Source organism: Nonomuraea sp. NPDC050680, assembly GCF_040654555.1.
GTDB lineage: Bacteria > Actinomycetota > Actinomycetes > Streptosporangiales > Streptosporangiaceae > Nonomuraea.
Genome location: NZ_JBFAIF010000031.1, coordinates 26,469 through 47,960, shown reverse-complemented (window position 1 = coordinate 47,960; position 21,492 = coordinate 26,469). Strand labels below are relative to the sequence as shown.

Below are 21,492 nucleotides of genomic sequence, written 5' to 3'. Positions count from 1 at the left end.
AGAGTAATATCTCGGCCATGATCACCCCATTGCACGAGGGGCTGGTCGGGATCACCACTCTCGACCCCGAACTTACGGCGCGGATGCTGCGCGAGCTGTTCGCCCTCCCGATACCCGACGAGTCCAAGGCCACCCAGGTCTCATGCGACTTGTCGGAATGCGTACCGGCCGTCTATCGGGCGGACGCGGTACTGCTGTACGGCGATGACGCCAAGGCCAAGCTGGGCGTCATCGCCGAGGTTCAACTGGAGCAGGACGACGCGAAGCACTGGTCCTGGCTCGCCTACATCGCCAACCTCCGCGCCCGCGACAAGTGTCCCGTCTGCCTGGTCGTCATCTGCCCCAAGCGAAAGACCGCCGAGTGGGCGTCGCTTCCCATCGAAACCGGCCATCCCGGCCTGACTCTCACCCCGTTGGTGATCGGGCCGGACAACACTCCGGTCATCACCGATGTGGCCGAAGCCGTCGGCAACATCGGCCTGGCGGCCATCTCCGCGATCACGCAGAGCAAGCATCCGCTGATAGCGGACATCCTCGCCACTCTGACGGAGGCTTTGAACAGCCTCGATCCGGACGTGGCCCGACGCTACGCTGAATATGTCACCGTGGCGCTGACCGGCAACGCGCAGAAGGAAATGGAGCGGCTCATGGCCACAGAGACTTACGTCTACCAGGGAGAGTACGCACAGAGCCTGCTTGCCAAGGGCGTGGCCAAGGGGCGCGTCGAGGAGGATATCGAGTGCCTGCTCATGGTGCTCGAGACTCGAGGGATGGCGCTGTCCGACGGTGACCGTGAGCGCATCACGACCTGTGGTGACATCGCACGCCTCCGGCTGTGGATGAAGCGGGCGGTTCTGGCCTCCACGGTGGAGGAAATCTTTGCCTGAGACCGATCCCTATCGGTTCACCGTGAGCGATATCAAGGGCATGGTCAAAGTGATCCTCAGGGTACTCGAGGCCCGCGGGGTTGCGTTGTCCGATAGTGACCGTGAGCGCATCGCGACCTGCGGTAACGTTGCGCGGCTTGAGCTGTGGCTGGATCGGGTAGCTCTGGTCTCCACGGTGGAGGAGCTCTTCGTCTGCCCCACATGTAAACGACGATGACTTGAGGCGGGCGTACAGACCCCGCCTCCAGTCAGCTCAGCGCGTCCCCCACGAGTAAGTCTGCTTACGCAGCTTCAGATACACGAACGACTCGGTGGCCCGCACCGCCGGGATGGCCCGGATCTTGCTGAGGATCTCCAGCAGGTGCCCGTCGCCCTCGCACACCACCTCGACGATCACGTCGAAGGATCCGGCCGTCAGCACGACGTAGTCGATCTCGTCGATGGCCGCCAGTTCGTCCGCGACCGACTCCAGGTCGCCCTCGCAGTTCACCCCGATCATCGCCTGGCGCGGGAAGCCGAGCGTCAGGGGGTCCGTGACCGCGACGATCTGCATCACCCCGGCCTCCTGCAGGCGTTGCACCCGCTGCCGGACCGCCGCCTCCGACAGGCCCACGGCCTTGCCGATCGCCGCGTACGGCATGCGCCCGTCGCTCTGCAGCTGTTCGATGATCTGCTTGGAGAGATCGTCGAGCACGAACGGCCCAGAGGGCGCGTCACTGTTGCGTCGTACGCGGGGCGGCGTGGACATTGCGAGGATCCTCCTAGCGGTCCGGCGTTGCGGGGGCGTTCCCGCGGTGTTGCCGTCCTGGTGCGACATGGTGTCAGTTCTGTTCGCTCTGTCAAGCGAATTCGTAGCAATTTGGTATATTCGCCACGAAATCCCTTGTCGTGAGGCGTGCGCTCTGTAAGAGTCTCGGCATCTCAGCCACCTCACCAGGAGGTCATATGACCGAGCTTGTCGAGGTCATCAATAGACACAGCACCTTGGTCAGGCGACCGAAGGAGAGCGTATGAGCACCCGTCTGCAGAACTTCGTCAACGGTGCGTTCGTGGACGCCAAGAGCGGCCGATTCTCCGATGTCATCGACCCCTGCACGGGCGAGGCCTACCTTCAGGCCCCGATCTCGGGCAGCGAGGACGTCGACACCGCCTACGCCGCCGCGGCTGCCGCGTTCGAGTCGTGGGGCCGGACCACCCCGGGCGAGCGGGCCAACCTGCTGCTCAAGGTGGCCGACGCCATCGACGCCCGCGCCGACGAGATCAACGAGGCGGAGTGCCTGAACACCGGCAAGCCGCGGGCCCGCATGGCCGAGGACGAGACCCCGATCGCCGCCGATCACTTCCGCTTCTTCGCCGGCGCGGCCCGTACGCTGGAGGGCCCCACCTCGGGCGAGTTCCTCGCCGAGCACACCAGCGTCATCAGGCACGAGCCGATCGGTGTGATCGGGCAGGTCACGCCGTGGAACTACCCGATGATGATGGCGGTCTGGAAGATCGCCCCGGCGCTGGCCGCCGGCAACACGATCGTGCTCAAGCCGTCCGACACCACCCCGGCCTCCACGCTCAAGCTGGCCGAGATCCTCGGCGAGGTGCTGCCCGCCGGCGTCTTCAACGTGGTGACGGGTGACCGGGAGACCGGCGCGCTCGTCGTGGGCCATCCGACCGCGGCCATGGTCGCCATCACCGGCTCCGTCGGCGCCGGCATGTCGGTGGCCAAGACCGCCGCCGACGACCTCAAGCGGGTGCACCTGGAGCTCGGCGGCAAGGCGCCCGTCGTGGTCTTCGAGGACGTCAAGGACCTGCGTAAGGCCGCCGGTGACATCGCCACCGCGGGCCTGTACAACGCGGGCCAGGACTGTACGGCCGCCTGCCGCGTGCTGGTCCACGAGAGCGTGCACGACGAGTTCGTCGCCGCGCTCACCGAGGCCGCCGCCGGCACCGTGACCGGTGACCTGTCCAACGACGAGGCGCTGTACGGCCCCCTCAACAACGAGAACCAGCTGGCCAGGGTGCAGGGCTTCATCGAGCGCGTCCCGGCGCACGCCAAGGTGCTCACCGGCGGTCACCGGGTCGGCGAGAAGGGGTACTTCTTCGCCCCCACGATCGTCGACGGGCTCAAGCAGGACGACGAGATGGTGCAGAACGAGGTGTTCGGCCCGGTCATCACCGTCCAGACCTTCTCCGACGAGGCCGACGCGCTGGCCAAGGCCAACGACGTCAGGTACGGCCTGAGCGGCTCGGTCTGGACCTCCGACCACGGCCGCGCCATGCGCATGTCCAACAGGCTCGACTTCGGCGTGGTCTGGGTGAACACACACATCCCGTTCGTGTCGGAGATGCCGCACGGCGGCTTCAAGCACTCGGGGTACGGCAAGGATCTTTCGGTGTTCGGTCTGCATGACTACACCCGGGTCAAGCATGTCATGCACTACATCGGCGACTAAGGACTGTGCCGGGACATGGCCGAGTTGAACGCGATCGAACTGGATGACGTCGCCAAGGAGTACCTCTCGCACGGCGAGGTCGTCCAGGCGGTGAAGGGCATAACGCTGGGCATCGCCGAGGGGGAGTTCTTCTCGCTCCTCGGCCCGTCGGGGTGCGGCAAGACCACGACCATGCGGATGGTCGCCGGGTTCGAGGACCCCTCGCGTGGCGTGGTCAGGCTGCACGGCAAGGACGTGACGGATGTCCCGCCGAACAAGCGTGACGTGAACATGGTTTTCCAGTCCTACGCGTTGTTCCCGCACATGAGCGTGTGGGACAACGTGGCGTTCGGGCTCAAGCAGCGCAAGGTCCCCCAGCAGGAGATCAGGCAGCGCGTCGGCGAGATCCTGGAGATCGTCGATCTCACCGGCCGGGAGAAGCGCCGGCCGCGCGAGATGTCCGGCGGCCAGCAGCAGCGGGTGGCGCTGGCCCGCGCCCTGGTCAACAAGCCGCGGGCGCTGCTGCTCGACGAGCCGCTCGGCGCGCTCGACCTCAAGCTCCGCCAGGCCATGCAGATCGAGCTCAAGCGCATCCAGCGCGAGGTCGGCATCACGTTCGTGTACGTGACGCACGACCAGGGCGAGGCGCTCACCATGAGCGACCGGATCGCGGTCATGAACGACGGCCTGGTCGAGCAGCTGGCCGGGCCACGCGAGATCTACGAGCGGCCGGCGACGGCGTTCGTGGCCGGGTTCATCGGCACCTCCAACCTGCTGGCGGGCACGGCGGCCGGTGGCGTGCTGACCGTCGGCGGCGGCCGGGTCCTGGTGCCCGAGCAGGACGGCCAGGTCACCGTGACCGTCCGGCCGGAGAAGATCACCATCTCGACCGAGCAGCCTGACGGCGACGTCAGCGCCGTACCCGGCACCGTGGCCGAGGTGGTCTACCTGGGGACCTACAACAGCTACGCCGTGAGCCTCGCGGACGGGGCCGAGATCACGGTGTTCCAGCAGAACGCGCTCGACTCGACGACCACCGCGGAGCGGGGCGATCCCGTCTGGCTGTCGTGGAGGGCGCAGCACTCTTATGCGATCGGAAGTTGATTCATGGACCCCTCGATCAACCCAGCCCTCCTGAGGGGCATGACCCAAGCCCGTACCCGTCGAGACGCCTTCAGGATCGCTGGTCTGTCCGCCGCCGGGCTCGCCCTGGCCGCCTGTGGCGTGCAGGGCAAGAAGGCGGCGCCGCCCAAGGCCGACGCCGTCAAGGAGTTCTGGGCCAAGCAGACCAAGCACGGCCGGGTGGTCTTCGCCAACTGGCCCGAGTACATGCCCGAGAACCAGGCGCCGCTGAAGAAGTTCCAGCAGGCCACCGGCATCTCCTACGAGTACAAGGAGGTCATCCAGGAGAACGCCGAGTTCTTCGGCAAGGCCGACCCCGTGCTCAGGGCGGGCCAGTCGCTCGGCTTCGACATCGTCGTGATGACCAACGGCGTCCAGCTCCAGCACATGATCGACCTGGGCTACGTCACGGCGCTCGACCACTCGCAGATGCCGAACTTCCTGGCCAACGTCGGCGACAAGTACAAGGACCGCGCCTACGACCCCGGCAACGTCTACACGATGCCGTACACGTCGGGCGTGACGGGGATCGCCTACAACACCAAGTACGTCAAGGACGAGCCCAAGAGCATCGAGGCGCTCTTCGATCCGAAGTACAAGGGCCGGGTCGGCATGATGAGCGACGCGCAGGAGATCGCCAACTTCGGCATGTTCGCCCTGGGCCTGGACCCGGAGAAGTCGACAGAGGCCGACTGGCAGAAGGCCGGGGCGAAGCTCAAGGCCCAACGCGACGCCGGAATTGTCCGGAAATATTACGATCAGAGCTACATCGATGCTGTGTCCAAGGGCGACGTCTGGATCAGCATGGCCTGGTCGGGCGACGTCTTCCAGCGGCAGCTCGCCGGTGAGCCGGTCAAGTTCGTCGTGCCCGAGGAGGGCGGCACGATCTGGACCGACAACATGCTCATCCCCAAGAACGCCGCCAACCCGCTCGACGCGCTCATCCTCATGGACTACCTCTACCAGCCGGCCGTCGCCGCCGAGCTGGATGAGTTCATCCAGTACGTCACGCCGGTTCCGGCCGTACAGGATCTGCTGCGGGAGAACGCCGCGAAGGCGACGGGCGAGGCGAAGAAGTCGCTGGAGGACATGGTCGACAGCCCGCTGATGTTCCCGTCGGAGGCCGACTACGCCAAGCTGCGCACCTACACCAAGTTGACCACCAAGCAGGAGCAGGTGTTCAACCCGATCTTCCAGTCGATCACGCAGGCGTAGCCGATGAGGCGGCTCACCCCCTACCTGCTGGCGCTGCCGAGCTGGATGTGGCTGGGAATCTTCCTGGTCGTGCCGATGGCCGCGATGGCGTCGGTGTCGTTGCAGACGGGCAATGCGATCGACGGCTTCGCCATGACGTTCAGCTTCTCCAACTACACCGACGCGCTCGGCCGCTACAGCCCGCAACTCCTGCGCTCCCTGCTGTACGGCGGGCTCGCCACGGTGGCGATGCTGGTCATCGGCTATCCCGTGGCGTACTGGATCGCCTTCAAGGGCGGCGCGCGTAAGTCGATGTACCTGTTCCTGCTGCTGCTGCCGTTCTTCGTGTCGTTCGTGCTGCGGACGATCTCGTGGGGCTTCCTGCTGGCCGACAACGGCGTCCTGTTCGGCCCGCTGAAGAGCTGGGGCGTGCTGCCCGTCGGCTTCCACGTGCTGGCCACGACGTTCGCGGTGGTGGGCGGGCTGACCTACAACTTCCTGCCGTTCATGATCCTGCCGATCTACGTGGCGCTGGAGCGGGTCGATCCGCGGGTCATCGAGGCGGCCTACGACCTGTACGCCTCGCGCACGGCGGCCTTCCGCCGGGTGGTGCTGCCGCTGTCGCTGCCGGGGGTGTTCGCCGGGGTGCTGATGACGTTCGTGCCCGCCACGGCGGACCCGGTCAACGCGCAGATCCTCGGCGGCACGTCCAACACGATGATCGGCAACATCATCCAAACCGAGTATCTGACGAACCTCGACTACCCGACGGCCTCGGCACTGTCGTTCACGCTGATGGCCGTGCTGCTCGTGGGCATCTTCGTCTACGCCAGGGCGCTCGGCACCGAGAACGTCCTCGAGGCGGCGGCGCGATGAGGGGCCGCGGGCTCGGGGACCGGCTGCTACACATCTACACCTGGCTGATCATCGCCTGGCTGTCGTCGCCGATCGCCGTGATGATCCTGTTCGGGTTCAACGACAAGAAGAGCAAGTCGAACACCACCTGGCAGGGCTTCACCCTCAAGTGGTACGACCGGCTCTTCGAGATCGACGACCTGACCGTCGCACTGCGCAACTCGCTGGTGATCGCCCTGGTCAGCACGCTCATCACGGTCGTGATCGGCACCATGCTGGGACTGGCCATCGGCCGTTACCGCTTCCGGGGCCAGGGGGTGACCAACTTCCTGGTGTTCGCCGCGATCTCGACGCCCGAGCTGGTCATGGGGGCGTCGCTGCTGTCGCTGTTCGTCTCGGGCACCGTGCCGCGCGACGCGAACACGATCATCGTCTCGCACGTGCTGTTCTCGCTGTCGTTCGTCGTCGTCACCGTACGGGCCAGGGTGATCGGGCTGGATCCGGCGCTGGAGGAGGCGGCCAAGGATCTCGGGGCGACCAGCTGGGGGACCTTCCGGCAGGTCACGCTGCCGTCGATCCTGCCGGGCGTGCTGGCCGGGGCGATGCTGTCGTTCGCGCTGTCGATCGACGACTACGTGGTGACCAGCTTCGTGAACGGCTCCACCGTCACCTTCCCGCTGTGGATCGTCGGGTCCGTCAAGACCGGCATCCCGCCGCAGGTCAACGTCATGGGTACGCTGATCTTCGGCGTCGGAGTACTGATCGCCATCGCCACCTCGGTCACGGCTCGCCGTCGTGCCTGATAATGCTGGAACCGAACCCGTGAGGAAGTGGAATGTGTGGATCCGCTGAAGGCGCTTGCTGACGCGGAGCGCAAGCCGTACTGGCTGGACAGTCCGGCCAGACCGGAGCCGCGACCGCGGCTCTTCGGAGATACCAGTGCCGACCTCGTCGTGGTCGGCGGCGGCTTCACCGGACTGTGGACCGCTCTGCTGGCCAAGGAACGCGACCCTGACCAGGACGTCGTCCTGCTCGAAGGCCGCAGGATCGGCTGGGCGGCCTCCGGCCGCAACGGCGGCTTCTGCATGGCGACCCTCACCCACGGCCTGCCCAACGGACTCGAACGCTGGCCCGACGAGATCGACCGGCTCGAACGCCTCGGCGTGGCCAACCTCGACGAGATCGAGCGGACGCTGGAGCGCTACGGCATCGACTGCTCCTTCGAGCGCACCGGCGAGCTGAACGTCGCCACCGAGCCGTGGCAGCTCGACGCGCTCGGCGAGCACCTCGATCTCGTCTCCGAGCTCGGCCTCGACTACGTGGCACTCGACCAGGACCAGGTGCGGGCCGAGGTGAACTCGCCCACCTATCTGGGCGGGGTCTGGGACCGCAGCGGCTGCGCCATGCTCGATCCTGCCCGGCTGGCCTGGGGGCTGCGCGAGGTCTGCGTGTCGCTCGGCGTCCGGGTCTACGAGCGCAGCCCGGTCCGCTCGCTGGTCGACGACGGCGTCACGATCAGCCTGCGCACCCCGCACGGCGTCGCCACCGGCCGCCGCGTCGCGCTCGGCACGGGCGTGTTCCCGCCGCTGCTGCGGCGGCTCAAGCACTTCGTGGTGCCGGTGTACGACTACGCGCTCATGACCGAGCCGCTGACCGAGGCGCAGCTCGCCGAGGTGGGCTGGCGCAACAGGCAGGGCGTGGGCGACGGGGCCAACCAGTTCCACTACTACCGGCTGACCGACGACAACCGCGTCCTGTGGGGCGGCTACGACGCCGTCTACTACAACGGCGGCCTGGTCAAGCCGGAGTACGACCAGCGCGACGAGACCTTCGTCAAGCTCGCCGGGCACTTCGCCACCACGTTCCCGCAGCTGGCCGACGTGCGCTTCACGCACCGCTGGGGCGGCGTGATCGACACCTGCAGCCGCTTCAGCGCCTTCTACGGCCAGGCGCACGCCGGCCGGCTGGCCTACGCGGTCGGCTATACCGGCATGGGCGTCGGCGCCACCCGCTTCGGCGCGAACGTCATGCTCGACCTGCTCTCGGGCGAGCGCACCGAGCGGACCGACCTGCGAATGGTACGCGAGAAGCCGGTCCCGTTCCCGCCGGAGCCGGTGCGGTCCGGGGTGATCCAGTTCACCCGATGGTCGATCGCCCAGGCCGACCAGCGCGAGGGCAGGCGCAACCTCTGGCTGCGCGCACTCGACCGAATGGGCCTCGGCTTCGACTCATAACCCGGCCAAAGGCTCATAGCCCAGTCAAAGGCTCATAGCCCAGTCAAAGGCTCGTAACCCATCAAAGGCGGGATCATGGACGTATGAGGGTTGAGTTCACCGCCGACGGGATCGTCCTGGCCGGGGACCTGCGGGTGCCCGAGGGAGAAGGCCCGTGGCCCGGTCTGGTGTTCACCGGGCCGTTCACCGGGGTGCGTGACCAGGTCACCGGGCTCTACGCGGAGCGGCTGACCGCGCGGGGCTACGTGACGCTGGCCTTCGACCACCGAAACTGGGGCGAGTCCGGCGGAGAGCCGCGCCGCCAGGAGGACCCGCAGGGCAAGCTGGGCGACCTGCGGGCCGCGGTGTCGCTGCTGCGGTCGAGACCCGAGGTGGACGCGGCGCGGATCGGCGCGGTCGGCATCTGCCTGGGCGGGGGATACGCGCTGCGGTTCGCCGCCTTCGATCCCCGGGTGAAGGTCTTCGCCGGGATCGCCGGGGCGTACAACAACCCCTACGCGATGCGGTCGGGCATGGACTACCAGGCGGTCCTGGCCTCCTTCACCGAGGTGCTGGAGCGTCAGGACCTCGGCGGGCCGGTGGAATACCTGCCCGCCGTGGCGGAGGAGGGCGAGGCGGCCATGCCCGGCGACGAGCCGTACGCCTACTACGGTGGCGCGCGTGGCGCGTCGGCGACCTGGGCGAACGAGGTCACGCGGGCCAGTGTGCGCGAGCTGATCACCATGGACAACGTGATGGGCGCCGACTTCCTGTCGCCCAAACCAGCGCTGATCGTGCACGGCGTGGTGGACCGGTTCTGCTCGCCGGAGGGCGCGGAGGAGGCGTTCCGGCGGCTCGACCAGCCCAAGAAGCTCGTCTGGGTGGACGCCAAGCAGCACATCGACCTCTACGACCAGGAGCCGTATGTCACGCGGGCGGTCGAGGCGACAGCGGACTTCCTGAGCGAGCACCTTTGACCGCCTGACCACGTCAGACCCTGACCGTGGGGGACGCGGTCTCAGGAATGACCTTGGGCACGCCGCGCAGCCCTACCAGCGCGAGCACCGCCACCACGGCCAGCATCGCCGCGGTGAACAGCGCCGTGACCTGGACGGCCTCGACGTAGGCGACCCGGGCCGCCTCGATGAGCTGCCCGGCCTGTGCCGCGGGCAAGGTCTCGGCCGTGTGCAGCGCGCCCGCGATCGACTCCCTGGCGGCCTCCCCCGGCACTCCGGCGGGCAGGCGCAGGACGGCGCTGTAGGAGGTGTTCAGCAGGGTGCCCAGGATAGCGATGCCCAGCGCCCCGCCCAGCTCGAACGCCGTCTCCGACACCGCGGCCGCCGCCCCGGCCCGCTCCATGGGCGCGGTGGCCAGCACGTTGTCGTGGTTGACGGTGAAGGCGAACCCGACCCCGATCCCGCTGAGGAACTGCGGAGCGAGTATGACGAGCAAGCTCGTGTCGAGCCCGAACGTGCTGTAGCAGAGGAAGGCGCCCGCGGCCAGCGCCAGGCCGAGCGCCACGACGCCGTTCCTGCCCAGGAGCCCGATGGCCCGGCCCGCCAGCATGCCGCTGATCGCGCCGCTGAGCCCGCCCGGCAGGCTCGCCAGCCCGGCCTGAAGCGGCGTCCAGCCGAGCACGAGCTGGAAGTACCAGGCCGACATCAGCGACATGGCGGTCATCGTGAAGATCGCCAGCAGGTTGGTGCCGATCGACGCGCTGAAGGCCCGGTTCCTGAACAGCCGCACGTCGATCAGCGGCTCCGCCAGCCTGGTCTGCCGCCACCCGAACAGCCCCAGGCACGCCACGCCCAGCACCGCCGCCACCGGCACACTGGCGTGCGCGAACCCCTGGTGGGCCGCCTCCTTGATCGCGTAGACGGTCGCCACGATGCCGGCGAAGGAGAGCGCCACGCTCGGCAGGTCGACGCGGCCGGCGTCGGGGTTGCGTGACTCCGGCAGCACGAGAACGCCCCCGACCAGCACCAGCGCCATGATCGGCACGTTGATCAGGAAGACCGAGCCCCACCAGAAATGATCGAGCAGCAGCCCGCCGATGACCGGGCCCACGGCGAACCCGGCGGCGCTCATCCCGCTCCAGAGGCCGACGGCGGTGGTCCGCTCCCCGGGATCGGTGAAGACGTTGCGGATGATCGACAGCGTCGACGGCATGATCGTCGCCCCGGCCACGCCGAGCAGCGCCCTGGCCGCGATGAGTAACTCCGGGTTGGGGGCGTAGGCGGTCACCGCCGAGGCCGCTCCGAACGCGGCGGCGCCGATGAGCAGCAGGCGCTTGCGGCCGACGCGGTCGCCGAGATTGCCCATGGTGATGAGCAGGCCCGCGAGCGCGAAGCCGTATATGTCGCCGATCCACAGGAGCTGCGTGGCGTTCGCGCCGAGGTCGCCGACCAGCCTGGGCAGGGCCAGGTGCAGGACCGTCATGTCGAGCGCGAGGAGGAGGCTGGCCAGGCAGGCGACGGCCAGACAGGACCATTTGCTCTTGATGGTGCGCATGCGGACCACCATGATCGAAGGCGCTGACCGATCGCCTACCGCTCGCTGACGATCTCCGCGAGCTCGGTCAGCCCGGCCTGGATACGGGCGCGGACCTCTCCCGCGCTGTACCAGTCGTCAGGGCACTCGGCCAGGGCCTGCTCCATGAGCGCGCGGGCCTCGCCGCGGTCGCCGCGGAGCATCGCCAGCTCGCCCAGCCCCACGCGGGCCCTGGCCATCGTGTCGCCCGAGCCGATCCGGCGGGCCATCTCGGCGGCCCGCAGATAGTCGGCCCGCGCCCCGTCGAGGTCGCCCAGGCGGGCCACGGAGTCCGCGCGCAGGCACAGGCATTCGGCCATGTCCGCCTTCGCGCCCAGCTCCCCGGACGTCCGCAGGCCCTGGTCGGCCAGATCGCGAGAGCCCGCGTAGTCACCCTGCTCATAGGCCAGCTCGCTGAGCCCGCTGAGCGCCAGCGTGGCCCCCCAGCGCTCGCCGAGTACCCGGAACGCGGTCAGCGCCCGCTCGAACTCGGCCCCGGCCTCGTCGCCACGGCCGATGATCTGCAGCATGAACGCGAAGCCGCAGTGCATCAAGGCCCGCGACCAGGGCGACAGGCTGTCGGAATAGTGGGCCACCAGCTTCTGGACGCCCTCGTAGTCGTCGGGCGGGCCGGTGAACATCGGCAGCATCATCGTCAGGGACTCCAGCCGCGTCGGCAGGTAGGCGACCGGCAGCAGGCGGCGGAGCTGGTCCAGCCGGGCACGCAGCTCGTCACCCGGCTGCCTGCCCCAGGCCGCGACCAGCACGCACATGGCGTACTCCTCTTCGAGACCCGCGGGCGGGGTGCTGCCCATATCGGCGATCAGCCCGTCGGCCAGGCTCGCGCTCGTGCCCCGGTGGCCGCGCATCCACCAGTAGTAGGCGGAGTAGGCCAGGATCCGCATGCCCAGCGCCTGCCGGCCGGTCTCGGCCGACCAGCGCACGGCGGCGGCCACGTTGTCGCTCTCCTCGTCGAGGCGCGCCAGCCACTCCAACTGCTCGGCCTTGCGCATGTGGCCGTCCGCCTCGACGGCCAGCGCCAGGTAGCAGTCGGCGTGCGCCTGGCGCACCGCCTCGGTCTCGCCCGACTCCGCGAGCTTCTCGGCGCAGAACGCCCGGATCGTCTCCATCATCCAATAGCGGCCGTCCACGGCCTCGACCAGTGACTTCTCCGCCAGCGAGAACAACACCTCCTCCGGCAGCCCGCACACCCGCTCCGCCGACTCGGGTGTGGCGCCGCCCACGAACACCGTCAGCCGCCTGGCCATCCGCTGCTCCCGCTCGTCGAGCAGGTCCCAGCTCCACGCCACGACCGCGCGGAGCGTCTGGTGCCTGGGCAGGGCCGTACGGCTGCCGCGGGCCAGCAACCGGAACCGGTCGTCGAGCCGCGCCGCCACGTCGCCGACCGACATCGTGCGCAGCCGCGCGGCCGCCAGCTCGATCGCGAGCGGCAGCCCGTCGAGCGCCCGGCAGATGCCGGCCACCTGAGCCAGGTTCGTCTCGTCGACCGGCTGCCGGACCGCGGCCGCCCGGTCGGCGAACAGCCGGACGGCGGGGTAGTCGAGGGGGTTCGCGGCGTCGTGCGGCGGCAGCCGCAGCGGCGCCACGGGCAGCAGGGACTCCCCGGTGATGCCCAAGGCCTCGCGGCTGGTCGCCAGCACCCGCAGCGCGGGGCAGGAGGCCAGCAGCAGGTCGGCCAGCTCGGCCGCGGCCGCGACGAGATGCTCGCAGTTGTCGAGCACCAGCAGCAGCCCGCGGTCGGCGAGCGCGGCGAGCAGGCGGGCCACGGGGTCGACGGCGGGCCGGTCGTGGCCGGACAGCCGGGTGTCGCGGATGTCGAGCGCCGCCAGCACCGCCTTCGGCACGTCGGCGGGGTCGGTCACGGGCGCGAGCTGCACGACGCAGACGTCCCCGGTGGCCCGCTCGGCGGCCTCCATCGCGAGCCGGGTCTTACCCGCCCCGCCGGGTCCGATGAGTGTGACGAGCCTGGCCTCCGTCAGCTGGGCGCCCACCTGGCGGAGCTCCTCGGTCCTGCCGACGAAGCTGGTGAGCTGGGCGCGCAGGCCCTGCCGGCTCACGGCCGCCGAAGCGGTAGCCGCCAGCGACGGATCGGCCCTGAGCACGGCCAGGTGCGCCGCGGCCAGCTCGGCTCCCGGCTCGACGCCCAGCTCCTCGTCGAGGATCCGCCGGGCGTCGGCGTAGGCCGTCAACGCCTCGGCCTGCCTGCCGCTGCCGTACAGGGCCCGCATGAGCTGGGCCCGCAGCCGCTCGCGCAGCGGGTGGGCGGCCGTCAGCCGCCGCAGCTCGGCGACCAGCTCCCGGTGGTCGCCCAGCTCCAGGTCGGCCTGGACGCGGTCCTCGACGGCGGCCAGGCGCAGCTCCTCCAACCCGGCGGCGGCCGCCTGCGCGTGCGGGGCGTCGGAGAGCGGCGCGCCGCGCCACAGCGCCAGCGCCTCGCGCAGCAGCGACGCCGCGCGGCGGGGGTCGCCGCCGCCGAGAGCCCGCCTGCCGTCGCCGGCCAGCCGCTCGAACCGGTGCGCGTCGACGTCCTGTGGGTCGGCCGCCAGCCGGTAGCCCGCCGGGTGGAACTCCACCCGGTCCCGGCCCAGCGCCCGGCGCAGCCTTGACACCTGCGCCTGCAGCGCGTTGGCCACGCCCTCGGGTGGCCGCGGGCCGTAGAGGGCGGCGGCCAGCCGCTCGGCGCCGACGACCCGGCCCGCGTCGAGCGCCAGCAGGGTGAGCAGCCCCCGCACCCGGGGGCCGCCGAGCGCGACCGGCTCGCCGTCCTCGCCCAGCGCCCGTGCCGGGCCGAGGATTTCGAAGCGCATGCCTCGATTATCGCGGCCCCGCGAAGATCGCGGCGATCTCCGCCTCCGCTCGCTAACGCGGTTCGGGAAGCATCGCGACGATCTCCGCGTACGTCGGCGCCGGTGGTGCCGTCTTCTCCTGTACGGCCAGCAGACTCGACAACGCCCCGTGCAGCGAGGCCCGGTACAGCAGCGACCCGGTGCTCACCCTGGCGACGCCCACCGAGGCGAGCTGGGCCAGCGTGGGCCCGTCAGGCAGGTAGAGCACGTTGAGCGGCAGCGGCGTGCTCGCCACCACTTCGGCGATCTCCTCCAGGTCCCGCAGACCGGGGACGAAGACGCCGTCGGCGTGCCCGTAGGCGCTCACCCGCTCCCGCGTGTCGCCCGTCTTCAGCCAGTGGGTGTCGGTCCGGGCGTTGACGAACACGCCGTGGCCCTTGGCCGCCTCGATGATCCGCTGGTGCAGTCCGATCGGCCGCAGCGTGCCGTCGGGCCGGCCGTCCTCCAGGTTGACACCCGCGACGCCCAGGACCGCGAGCGCCGCGACCAGGTCGGACACCCGCGCGGGATCGTCGCTGAAGCCGCCCTCGATGTCGACGGTGACCAGGACGCCGAGGTCCTTGAGCAGCTCCGCCAGCTCGATCGTCTCCGCCTTGGTGGCGCCCGCGGCGTCCGGCTTGCCGTGCACGGCGGCCACGCCGAGGCTGGTGGTGCCGATTGCCGGGAAGCCCTGCGCGGCCAGCATGGCGGCCGACCCGTAGTCCCAGGCGTTGGGCAGCAGCAGCGGGTCGCCCGGTCGGTGCAGGTCGCGGAACGCGGTGCTCATCGGGTGTCCTCCGGTCGCAGGATCGCCTCCAGTACGCCGGCCGCGAGGGCGAGCGCGTGGGCGGCGGCGGGGCAGGGGCGCACGCCCGAGCCGAACGTCAGGTGGGGCGTGGGGCCGCGCGAGACGTCGAACCGCTCGGGCCGGTCGAACACGGCCGGGTCGCGGTTGGCGGCCACCAGGTCGATCGTGATCTCCTCGCCCGTCTGCCGGTCGAGCCGGCGGCTGGCCTTGAGCGGCGGATCATGGCGGAGCGTCTCGTGCAGCAGGTCGTCCGTGTCGTCGCCGGGTTCGGCGTGGGTGAGCGCGTTCGCGATGAGGGCCGTCGTGGCGGCGTGGGCCTGTAGGAGGATGGTGATCCCGGGGACCGGGTCGCCCGCACCGGACAGGAGCTCGACCAGCTCGGCCACCGCGGCGTCGGCCTCGGGCCCGGCCTCGCCCGACAGGTAGCCCGCGGCGGCGGCCGTCACCGCTCCTGTCAGCCGCTTCTCGTCGCTGACCCCGAGCGCGGCGCCGAGCACCACCGTCGGGATGCTCGGCCAGTCGCCGCCCCGCTTCAGCGTCTCCGCCGTGGCGGCCTGTCTCAGCGCGGCCGGGTCGAGCGTGGCGAGTCGTTCGGTGACCAGGCGGCGCCGCTCGGCGTGGACCTCGCCGGTGCTGAACCGGGACACTTGGGAACGGAGCCAGGCAAGCGTCCCGGAGGGCGCGTCCTGGCGCACCGGAGGCGGCACGTAGCGGGTGTCGGCCAGCACCGAGACGGCTTCAGCATGGCGGGTGATGAGCATGTGACCACGCTAGGCCGAAATCCTTTCGACGCCGGGCGAAGTATCGGCGCGTCAGACCACCAGGCGTTCAGGCCGCCAGGCGTTCAGACCACCGGGCCCTTCAGACCACCGGGCCCTTCAGACCACCGGGCCCTTCAGACCACCGGGCCCTTCAGATCACCAGGCGTTCAGGCCGCCAGGCGTTCGGGGTGTTCGGGGTGTTCGGGGTGTTCGGCCGGGCCGGGTCGTGCCGCCGGCCGGACCGTGGGGCGCCGTTCCACGGCGGTCACGGCCATGCACACGACCAGCGCGATGTCGGCCAGCACCACGCCGCGCTCCAGCAGCCCGTAGTAGGAGCCGCCGCCGATCAGCGGTGAGATGAAGGAGGCCGGGTGCGCGGCCAGATAGGCGACCAGCGCCACCACCGAGGTCACGCTGAGCGCCCTGACCCGGTTCCACTTCGGCAGGGGCGCGCGGCCCCTGGCCAGGCTCCAGCCGGCCACGGGCAGGGTGGTGAAGATGACGGCCGAGGACCAGCGGTGGATCTCACCCACCAGCGAGCCGACCGCCGCGCCGCCGGGGTCGGTGGGGAAGACCGCGCTCAGCATCAACCCGGCCGCGGCGGCCAGCAGCAGCACCCTGGCTGCCGCGCTGCGGCCGGGCTCGCGGGTCGCCAGCGCGTACGCCAGGGACAGGCAGGCCCCGGCCAGGGCGAGCATGCCGATCAGCACGGGCGCCATCCCGCCGGGGATCAGCGCGTAGTCGCTCAGCAGCGGCTGGCCGGGCAGCGCGAACTGCGCGTAGCCGAGCGCGGCGACGGCGGCCAGCGCGCCGGCCACGGCACTCACCACGGGCACCGTCACCGAAACGGGCTCCATGCCGCGAGCTGGGAGGTCGGTCTGGGTCATCGCGCCACCTCGTCATAGATCTTCTCGAAGCGGGCCAGGGAGTTCTGGTGGTCGTGCGTGAGGGCCAGGTCGCGGCTCGCCTTGCCGAGGCGGGCGCGCAGGTCCCCGTCGGTGAGGATGGTGGTCATGTGGCGGGCCAGCGACATGACGTCCCGCGGCTCGAACAGGTAGCCGTTGTCCGCCACCAGGTGCGGCAGGGCCATGGCGTTCGCCGCGACCACGGGCAGCCCGCTGGCCATGGCCTCCAGGGTCGCGATGCTCTGCAGTTCGGCGACGCTCGGCATGGCGAACAGGTCGGCCGCGGCGAACGCCTGCGGCATGTTCTCGTCGGGCACGTAGCCGAGGAAGAACACCCGCTCGCGGACCCCGATGCGCTCGGCCAGCCGCTCCAGCTCCGGCCGCTGGTTGCCCTGCCCGACGAGCGCGATCTGCGCGTCGGTGTCGTTGAGCACGTACGGCAGCGCGCGCACGAGATCGTCGAGGCGCTTCTCCTCGTCCAGGCGGCCGACGAACAGGGCGGTGGGGCGGTCGGGCAGGTCGAACAGCTTGCGGGCCCACGCCTTGGGCTCGGCGTGGGGGTAGAAGCGGGCCAGGTCGATGCCACACGAGACCGACTCCACCTCGCGGGCGAAGCCCTGGTCGGCCAGCAGCTTGGCGGCCAGCGGCGTGGGCGTGGTGATGTGGTCGGCGCGGTTGAAGATCCGGGCGAAGTCGCGCCAGGCCAGTTGGCCGGCCTTCTGCCGGAGCCGGTCGGGGATGTGGCCGAACTGGAAGAGGTTGTCCGGCATGAAGTGGTTGGTGGCCACGATGGGCACCTGGCGGCGGCGGGCAGCGGCGATGGCGGCCCGGCCGACGACGAAGTGGCCCTGAGAGTGCAGGACGTCGGGCTGGACGGCGTTCATCAGCCGGTCCAGCCGGGTGGGGACGGTGACCCGCATGGTGGGGTGGACCAGGAGCGGCGCGGAGCGCAGCCGGTGCACCACCACGCCGTCGACCACGTCGGCCGTGGCGGGGCCCTGGTCCGACTGGCAGACGACGTGCACCTCGTTGCCGCGCGCGGCCAGGCCGGTGGCCAGGCGGTAGGTGAAGACGGCGGTGCCGTTGACGTCGGGTGGGTAGGTGTCGGTGGAGATCAGGATGCGCCGCGGGCGCGTGGGGACGGGCGCGAGTTCTGGGCGCTGGGCGGTGGCGGTACGCAGGGGCATGACCATGACAGGGGACTCCAGTCGAAAGGGTGATCGCCGACCGGCTGGGGAAGGCCGGTGCGGAGTAGGTGGTGGGGGGTAGATGGTGGGAGGTAGGTGGTTCGGGGGCAGGTCAATGGCGCGCCTCCAGCGGAGTGGTGCGAGCCAGTGCGAGGGTCCCCGCCGCGGTCAGCGCCGCGGCCGCGATCGGGGCCAGTCCGGAGGGCAGCGGCTCGCCCAGCAGCAGCGCGCCGAAGGCGACCGCCGTGAGCGGGTCGGCGATCTGCAGCGAGGCGAAGGAGACGCCGAAGTGGCCGACGGCGTAGGCCCGCTGGAGCATCATCAGCGCCAGCAGCGCGGGCACCGGCATCGCCAGCAGGTACCACCAGTTCCAGGAGCCGTCGACCAGCGCCCGCATGAGCGTGGCCGTGGCGCCGTACAGCACGCCCGAACTGGTGGCCAGCAGCGCCGCCCGGCCCGCCGGCGAGGCGACCTGCGAGCCCGCCCAGAGCAGCACCGACGCGATGCCCGCGACCGCCAGCAACGTCAGTACGCCGTTCGGGCTCAGGTACGTCGGGCCTTCGGCCGCGGGCACCAGCAGGACCAGGCCGATCAGCCCGGCCGCCACCACACCCGCGGCGCTCAGTTCCTTGCGCGAGGGCCGGCGGCCGTGCAGCGCGGCGGCGATCGGCAGTGCGAACAGCAGGCTCGCCACCCCCATCGGCTGCACGACGGTCAGCGGGCCCAGGCCCAGGGCGACGACGTGCAGGCCGCCGCCGGACAGGATCGACAGGCCGCCGAGCAGCCAGCGCGGCCTCCGCAACAGCATGAGCAGGGTGGGCTTGGTCGTACCGGCCGCTTCGAACTGCTGAAGCGCGGCGCCGAGCGCGAAGAACAGGGAACCGACCAGGGCGATAACGGCGGCCAGGACAGTCATGCCCACTCCTCTCAAACAGATGGTTACCGGGCGAGGTCAAACAGACGTGTCCACCGGAAGGCGCTCCGGGGAAGCCTGGGTGGCGCGTCGCTTCCGCGACCACCGGATGACCTCGACGAGGCCGGTGACGGACAGGGCGATGCCCAGGCCGAGCAGCAGCCCCTTGATCGGGTCGTTCTCGAAGGCCATCCCGCCGAAGAAGCCGATCAGGCCGGAGTACAGGCCCCACGAGGCGGTCGCGATCGCGTCGAAGAAGGTGAAGGAACGCAGCGGATGGCGTACGGCGCCCATGGTCAGCGTGGTCGCGGTGCGCCCGCCGGGGATGTAGCGAGCGGCCACGAGGATCATCCCGCCGCGCTCGGCCAGTGCGTTCCCGGCCCACACGAACGCCTTACGGTGCCGCAGCCGCCCGCCCGACTTCTTGCCGATCAGGTAGGAGACGTGGTCGCCCGCGAAGGCGCCCAGCGCGGACACCACGATCACCAACGCCAGGTTCGTCTGCCCGGAGGCGGCGAAGACGGCGGCGGTGATCACCGCGGTCTCCGCCGGCACGACCGGGAAGAACCCGTCGAGCAGTGCCAGCGCGAACAGCGCCACGTACAACCAAGGTGACGACATCACCTGCTGGACCAGATCCAGAATGGCGTGCGACATTGTGTGTACTCCGATCGTTGGGGCGCCCTCACAGCGTGTCTGTGTGAGGTGCCGTGGGACATCGGGGATCACCCCGGTCGAACGCGTGCCCCACCCCGACAGGGGTCAGGGCGCGCACCTTTCGAAGCTAGGAACTCCGCAGGTCACGGCACATCAGTCGATCGGCACACATGACCCCCGACTTTCGTCAGGGGCGGTCATACGACCTCCGGGCGACGCTCTTCGATCAAAGCGGGTCGCCGCTACCAGCACAGGAGTGTGGGTGGGCGGCTTTTGGGTGGGGTTAACACCACCTGGGTAAGCTATCCAGCACCACCCTGACTTTCGTCAGGGTAGTCCCCTACCTCTGTCCGGACGCCCGGTTCCCCCGCACGGGTGAGGCGGATCCCTCCGCTGCGGGAGGGATGGCCGGGGTGGGGAGGCGCACTGTTAGCACATGACTCCCCAGAAGGCCGGAATCGGCCGCATCACGGCGGCGGTCGTGGCGATGGCCGCCATGCTCCCGTACCTGACACTGAAGATCTTCTGGCTGACCGGCCATCCGGTGGGCGTCTCCGACCCGGCGTTCATGGACGATCCGGCGATGGTCGGGCTGAACGTGATGACGTTCGGCATGGACGCGGTCGCGCTGCTCCTGGCGCTGGCGTTCACCACGCGGCAGGGCATGCGGCTGCCCGCCTGGCTGGTGCTGCTGCCCCTCTGGGTCGGCACCGGCCTGCTGTCCGTGGTGATCGTCACGGTGCCGGTCAGCGTCCTGGTCTCCGGCCCGTCGATCTTCGTGACGGACGGGCCCATCGCGCCCTGGGTCTACATGATGGTCTACGGCGGGTTCATCGGGCAGGGCGTGGGGCTGATCGTGGCGTTCGTCCTGTACATCAGGGATCGGTGGCCCGTCGTCTTCTCCACGGCCCTCGGCTACGGCTACGCGAGCCCGACCCGGCCGTTCCAGACCGTCGTCGCCAGAGGGGCGCTGCCGGTGTCGGCGCTGCTCGGCGGGATCCGCCTGTTCTGGGCCGCCGGTAACCCCTCGCCGGAGCAGGCGCTTCAGGACGGCTTCAAAGGCCTGCTCGCGCTCGGGGCGGGGATCGCGCTGGTCCTTCTCGTCAGAGGCCGGGGCTCGGGGGCGTTCTGGCCGCCGCTGGTGGTGGGCTGGCTCGGCACGGGCGTCATGTTCGGCTGGGGGCTCTATGCGATGATCCTCACGGTCACCGCCGGGCCGCTCGGCGCGAAGATGACCGGCGCGGTGGGCCTGGTGGAGCTGTTCGGCACGCTGACCGGGCTGGTGATGGCGATGTGCGGGGCGTTCCTGCTGGCCGAACGGTCAGGCATGGGCGCCGGACGGTCAGGCGTGGGCCACGTGCAACCGGCGCAGGACGCGCTTGAAGGCGAAGATCGAGAAGGCGATCGCCAGACCGCTGATCACGGCCACCGCTGACGTGCGGAGCAGCATGAACGTGCTGAGCGACTCGTGCAGCGCGAGCCAGATGCTCACCGTCGAGTTGGCCATCAGCACGAACGCCCACAGCAGCGTGATCCTGGCGAAGAACCTGCGGACCCGCTCGTGCTTGAGCACCGCCGACGGCAGGTGGATGTAGTCGAGGGTGAGCTTCTGCACGAGCGGCCTGTTGAGCCGCACCGAGGCCAGGAAGGCCATGCTGATGCAGAGCGTGCCCAGCTCCGGCTGGATGAAGTAGACCACCCAGCTGCCGGTCCAGAAGCCCACGGCGGCGCGCGCGGTGATCGCGATCGCGGCCAGGATCATCGTGGCGGGCACCCGGATGCCCCTGATCAACCGCCAGGCGACGCCGAGGTAGACCCAGGACACGGCCGCGGCCAGCGCCCCGTTGAGCCCCAGTACGGCCAGGGCGGCGTAGAACACGGCGAGCGGTGCGACCACGCCTTCGAGCAGACGGGGCACCGCCTGTCGCACGAGAGCGGTCAGACGCGGCAGGGTTACGGGAGGGTGATTCAAGACTGCTCCGTAAATTGGCCGACGATCAGCGAACTACCCGAGCTTCGGAAGACCAGGCTTCCCGGACGGACCGGTGGAGATTACGAATTGGTTACTCCGAGTCTGCCGGTGGCTTACCGTACCCGACATATCGGTATGCCACTGCCTCTTTTGCCACGCTCCATGAGTTTGTGGCTGTCCGAGTAGGTGCGGCGCGAGTGGCGCGCCGCCGCCGATCGTC

The 21,492-nt window shown here is 70.0% G+C and carries 20 protein-coding genes; 10 read left to right on the top strand and 10 right to left on the bottom strand.

Annotation, left to right across the window (positions count from 1 at the left end; all coding sequences use genetic code 11):
• Positions 1-29: 29 nt before the first annotated feature.
• Positions 30-887, top strand: a complete 858-nt coding sequence (locus AB0H88_RS48370; RefSeq protein WP_357656424.1) for a hypothetical protein — start codon at positions 30-32, stop codon at positions 885-887.
• Positions 880-1,104 (top strand): hypothetical protein, encoded by a 225-nt coding sequence (locus AB0H88_RS48365; protein WP_357656423.1) that lies wholly within the window; start codon positions 880-882, stop codon positions 1,102-1,104. The genes AB0H88_RS48370 and AB0H88_RS48365 overlap by 8 nt, the downstream gene beginning before the upstream one ends.
• A 36-nt stretch (positions 1,105-1,140) precedes the next feature.
• On the opposite strand, the gene AB0H88_RS48360 is transcribed toward AB0H88_RS48365, so the two are convergent.
• The gene (locus tag AB0H88_RS48360; RefSeq protein WP_225290547.1) at positions 1,141-1,635 is read right to left on the bottom strand and encodes an Lrp/AsnC family transcriptional regulator; all 495 of its coding nucleotides are present in this window, start codon (positions 1,633-1,635) and stop codon (positions 1,141-1,143) included.
• 262 nt (positions 1,636-1,897) lie between these two features.
• Here AB0H88_RS48360 and AB0H88_RS48355 point away from each other — a divergent pair, with 262 nt between their 5' ends.
• The 7 genes from AB0H88_RS48355 to AB0H88_RS48325 all read left to right on the top strand — a co-directional run bounded on the left by AB0H88_RS48355 (position 1,898) and on the right by AB0H88_RS48325 (position 9,671).
• Positions 1,898-3,331 carry a gamma-aminobutyraldehyde dehydrogenase gene (locus tag AB0H88_RS48355; RefSeq protein WP_357656421.1) on the top strand — a complete coding sequence of 478 codons (1,434 nt, stop codon included), beginning with the start codon at positions 1,898-1,900 and terminating at the stop codon, positions 3,329-3,331.
• A gap of 15 nt (positions 3,332-3,346) precedes the next feature.
• Positions 3,347-4,414: an ABC transporter ATP-binding protein gene (locus AB0H88_RS48350; protein WP_357656420.1), complete on the top strand. Its 1,068-nt coding sequence runs from the start codon at positions 3,347-3,349 to the stop codon at positions 4,412-4,414.
• A 39-nt stretch (positions 4,415-4,453) separates the two neighbouring features.
• Positions 4,454-5,647 (top strand): spermidine/putrescine ABC transporter substrate-binding protein, encoded by a 1,194-nt coding sequence (locus AB0H88_RS48345; RefSeq protein WP_357656418.1) that lies wholly within the window; start codon positions 4,454-4,456, stop codon positions 5,645-5,647.
• A gap of 3 nt (positions 5,648-5,650) precedes the next feature.
• Positions 5,651-6,502: an ABC transporter permease gene (locus AB0H88_RS48340; protein WP_357656416.1), complete on the top strand. Its 852-nt coding sequence runs from the start codon at positions 5,651-5,653 to the stop codon at positions 6,500-6,502.
• Positions 6,499-7,284, top strand: coding sequence for an ABC transporter permease (locus tag AB0H88_RS48335; protein WP_357656415.1), 786 nt, complete (start codon positions 6,499-6,501; stop codon positions 7,282-7,284). The genes AB0H88_RS48340 and AB0H88_RS48335 overlap by 4 nt, the downstream gene beginning before the upstream one ends.
• 36 nt (positions 7,285-7,320) lie before the next feature.
• Complete coding sequence (locus tag AB0H88_RS48330; RefSeq protein WP_357656414.1) at positions 7,321-8,715, top strand: FAD-dependent oxidoreductase; 1,395 nt, start codon at positions 7,321-7,323, stop codon at positions 8,713-8,715.
• Between the two features lie 83 nt (positions 8,716-8,798).
• A complete protein-coding gene (locus AB0H88_RS48325; RefSeq protein WP_357656412.1) occupies positions 8,799-9,671 on the top strand; it encodes an alpha/beta hydrolase in 873 nt (290 codons plus the stop codon).
• Between the two features lie 13 nt (positions 9,672-9,684).
• Here the strand turns inward: AB0H88_RS48325 and AB0H88_RS48320 are convergent, their stop codons facing one another.
• The 8 genes from AB0H88_RS48320 to AB0H88_RS48285 form a co-directional block, all read right to left on the bottom strand.
• Positions 9,685-11,205, bottom strand: coding sequence for an MFS transporter (locus AB0H88_RS48320; RefSeq protein ID WP_357656411.1), 1,521 nt, complete (start codon positions 11,203-11,205; stop codon positions 9,685-9,687).
• Positions 11,206-11,240: 35 nt separating this feature from the next.
• Entirely contained in the window at positions 11,241-14,051 is a 2,811-nt protein-coding gene (locus AB0H88_RS48315; protein WP_357656409.1) for a BTAD domain-containing putative transcriptional regulator, read from the bottom strand.
• A gap of 52 nt (positions 14,052-14,103) precedes the next feature.
• On the bottom strand, positions 14,104-14,856 hold the full coding sequence (locus AB0H88_RS48310) for an isocitrate lyase/phosphoenolpyruvate mutase family protein (protein WP_357656407.1): 753 nt from the start codon (positions 14,854-14,856) through the stop codon (positions 14,104-14,106).
• Positions 14,853-15,638 (bottom strand): cytochrome P450, encoded by a 786-nt coding sequence (locus AB0H88_RS48305; protein ID WP_357656406.1) that lies wholly within the window; start codon positions 15,636-15,638, stop codon positions 14,853-14,855. The genes AB0H88_RS48310 and AB0H88_RS48305 overlap by 4 nt, the downstream gene beginning before the upstream one ends.
• A gap of 167 nt (positions 15,639-15,805) precedes the next feature.
• On the bottom strand, positions 15,806-16,525 hold the full coding sequence (locus AB0H88_RS48300) for a DUF998 domain-containing protein (RefSeq protein WP_357656404.1): 720 nt from the start codon (positions 16,523-16,525) through the stop codon (positions 15,806-15,808).
• The gene (locus AB0H88_RS48295; protein WP_357656403.1) at positions 16,522-17,736 is read right to left on the bottom strand and encodes a glycosyltransferase; all 1,215 of its coding nucleotides are present in this window, start codon (positions 17,734-17,736) and stop codon (positions 16,522-16,524) included. Before AB0H88_RS48295 ends, AB0H88_RS48300 begins: the two co-directional genes overlap by 4 nt.
• A gap of 106 nt (positions 17,737-17,842) precedes the next feature.
• The gene (locus tag AB0H88_RS48290) at positions 17,843-18,646 is read right to left on the bottom strand and encodes a DMT family transporter (protein ID WP_357656401.1); all 804 of its coding nucleotides are present in this window, start codon (positions 18,644-18,646) and stop codon (positions 17,843-17,845) included.
• Between the two features lie 36 nt (positions 18,647-18,682).
• On the bottom strand, positions 18,683-19,300 hold the full coding sequence (locus AB0H88_RS48285) for a DedA family protein (RefSeq protein ID WP_357656400.1): 618 nt from the start codon (positions 19,298-19,300) through the stop codon (positions 18,683-18,685).
• 436 nt (positions 19,301-19,736) lie between these two features.
• Between AB0H88_RS48285 and AB0H88_RS48280 the strand changes: the two genes are divergently transcribed.
• Complete coding sequence (locus AB0H88_RS48280) at positions 19,737-20,735, top strand: hypothetical protein (RefSeq protein WP_357656399.1); 999 nt, start codon at positions 19,737-19,739, stop codon at positions 20,733-20,735.
• On the opposite strand, the gene AB0H88_RS48275 is transcribed toward AB0H88_RS48280, so the two are convergent.
• Positions 20,643-21,272, bottom strand: a complete 630-nt coding sequence (locus AB0H88_RS48275) for a VC0807 family protein (RefSeq protein ID WP_357656397.1) — start codon at positions 21,270-21,272, stop codon at positions 20,643-20,645. The two genes, AB0H88_RS48280 and AB0H88_RS48275, sit on opposite strands and share 93 nt — an antisense overlap.
• Positions 21,273-21,492 lie beyond the last annotated feature (220 nt).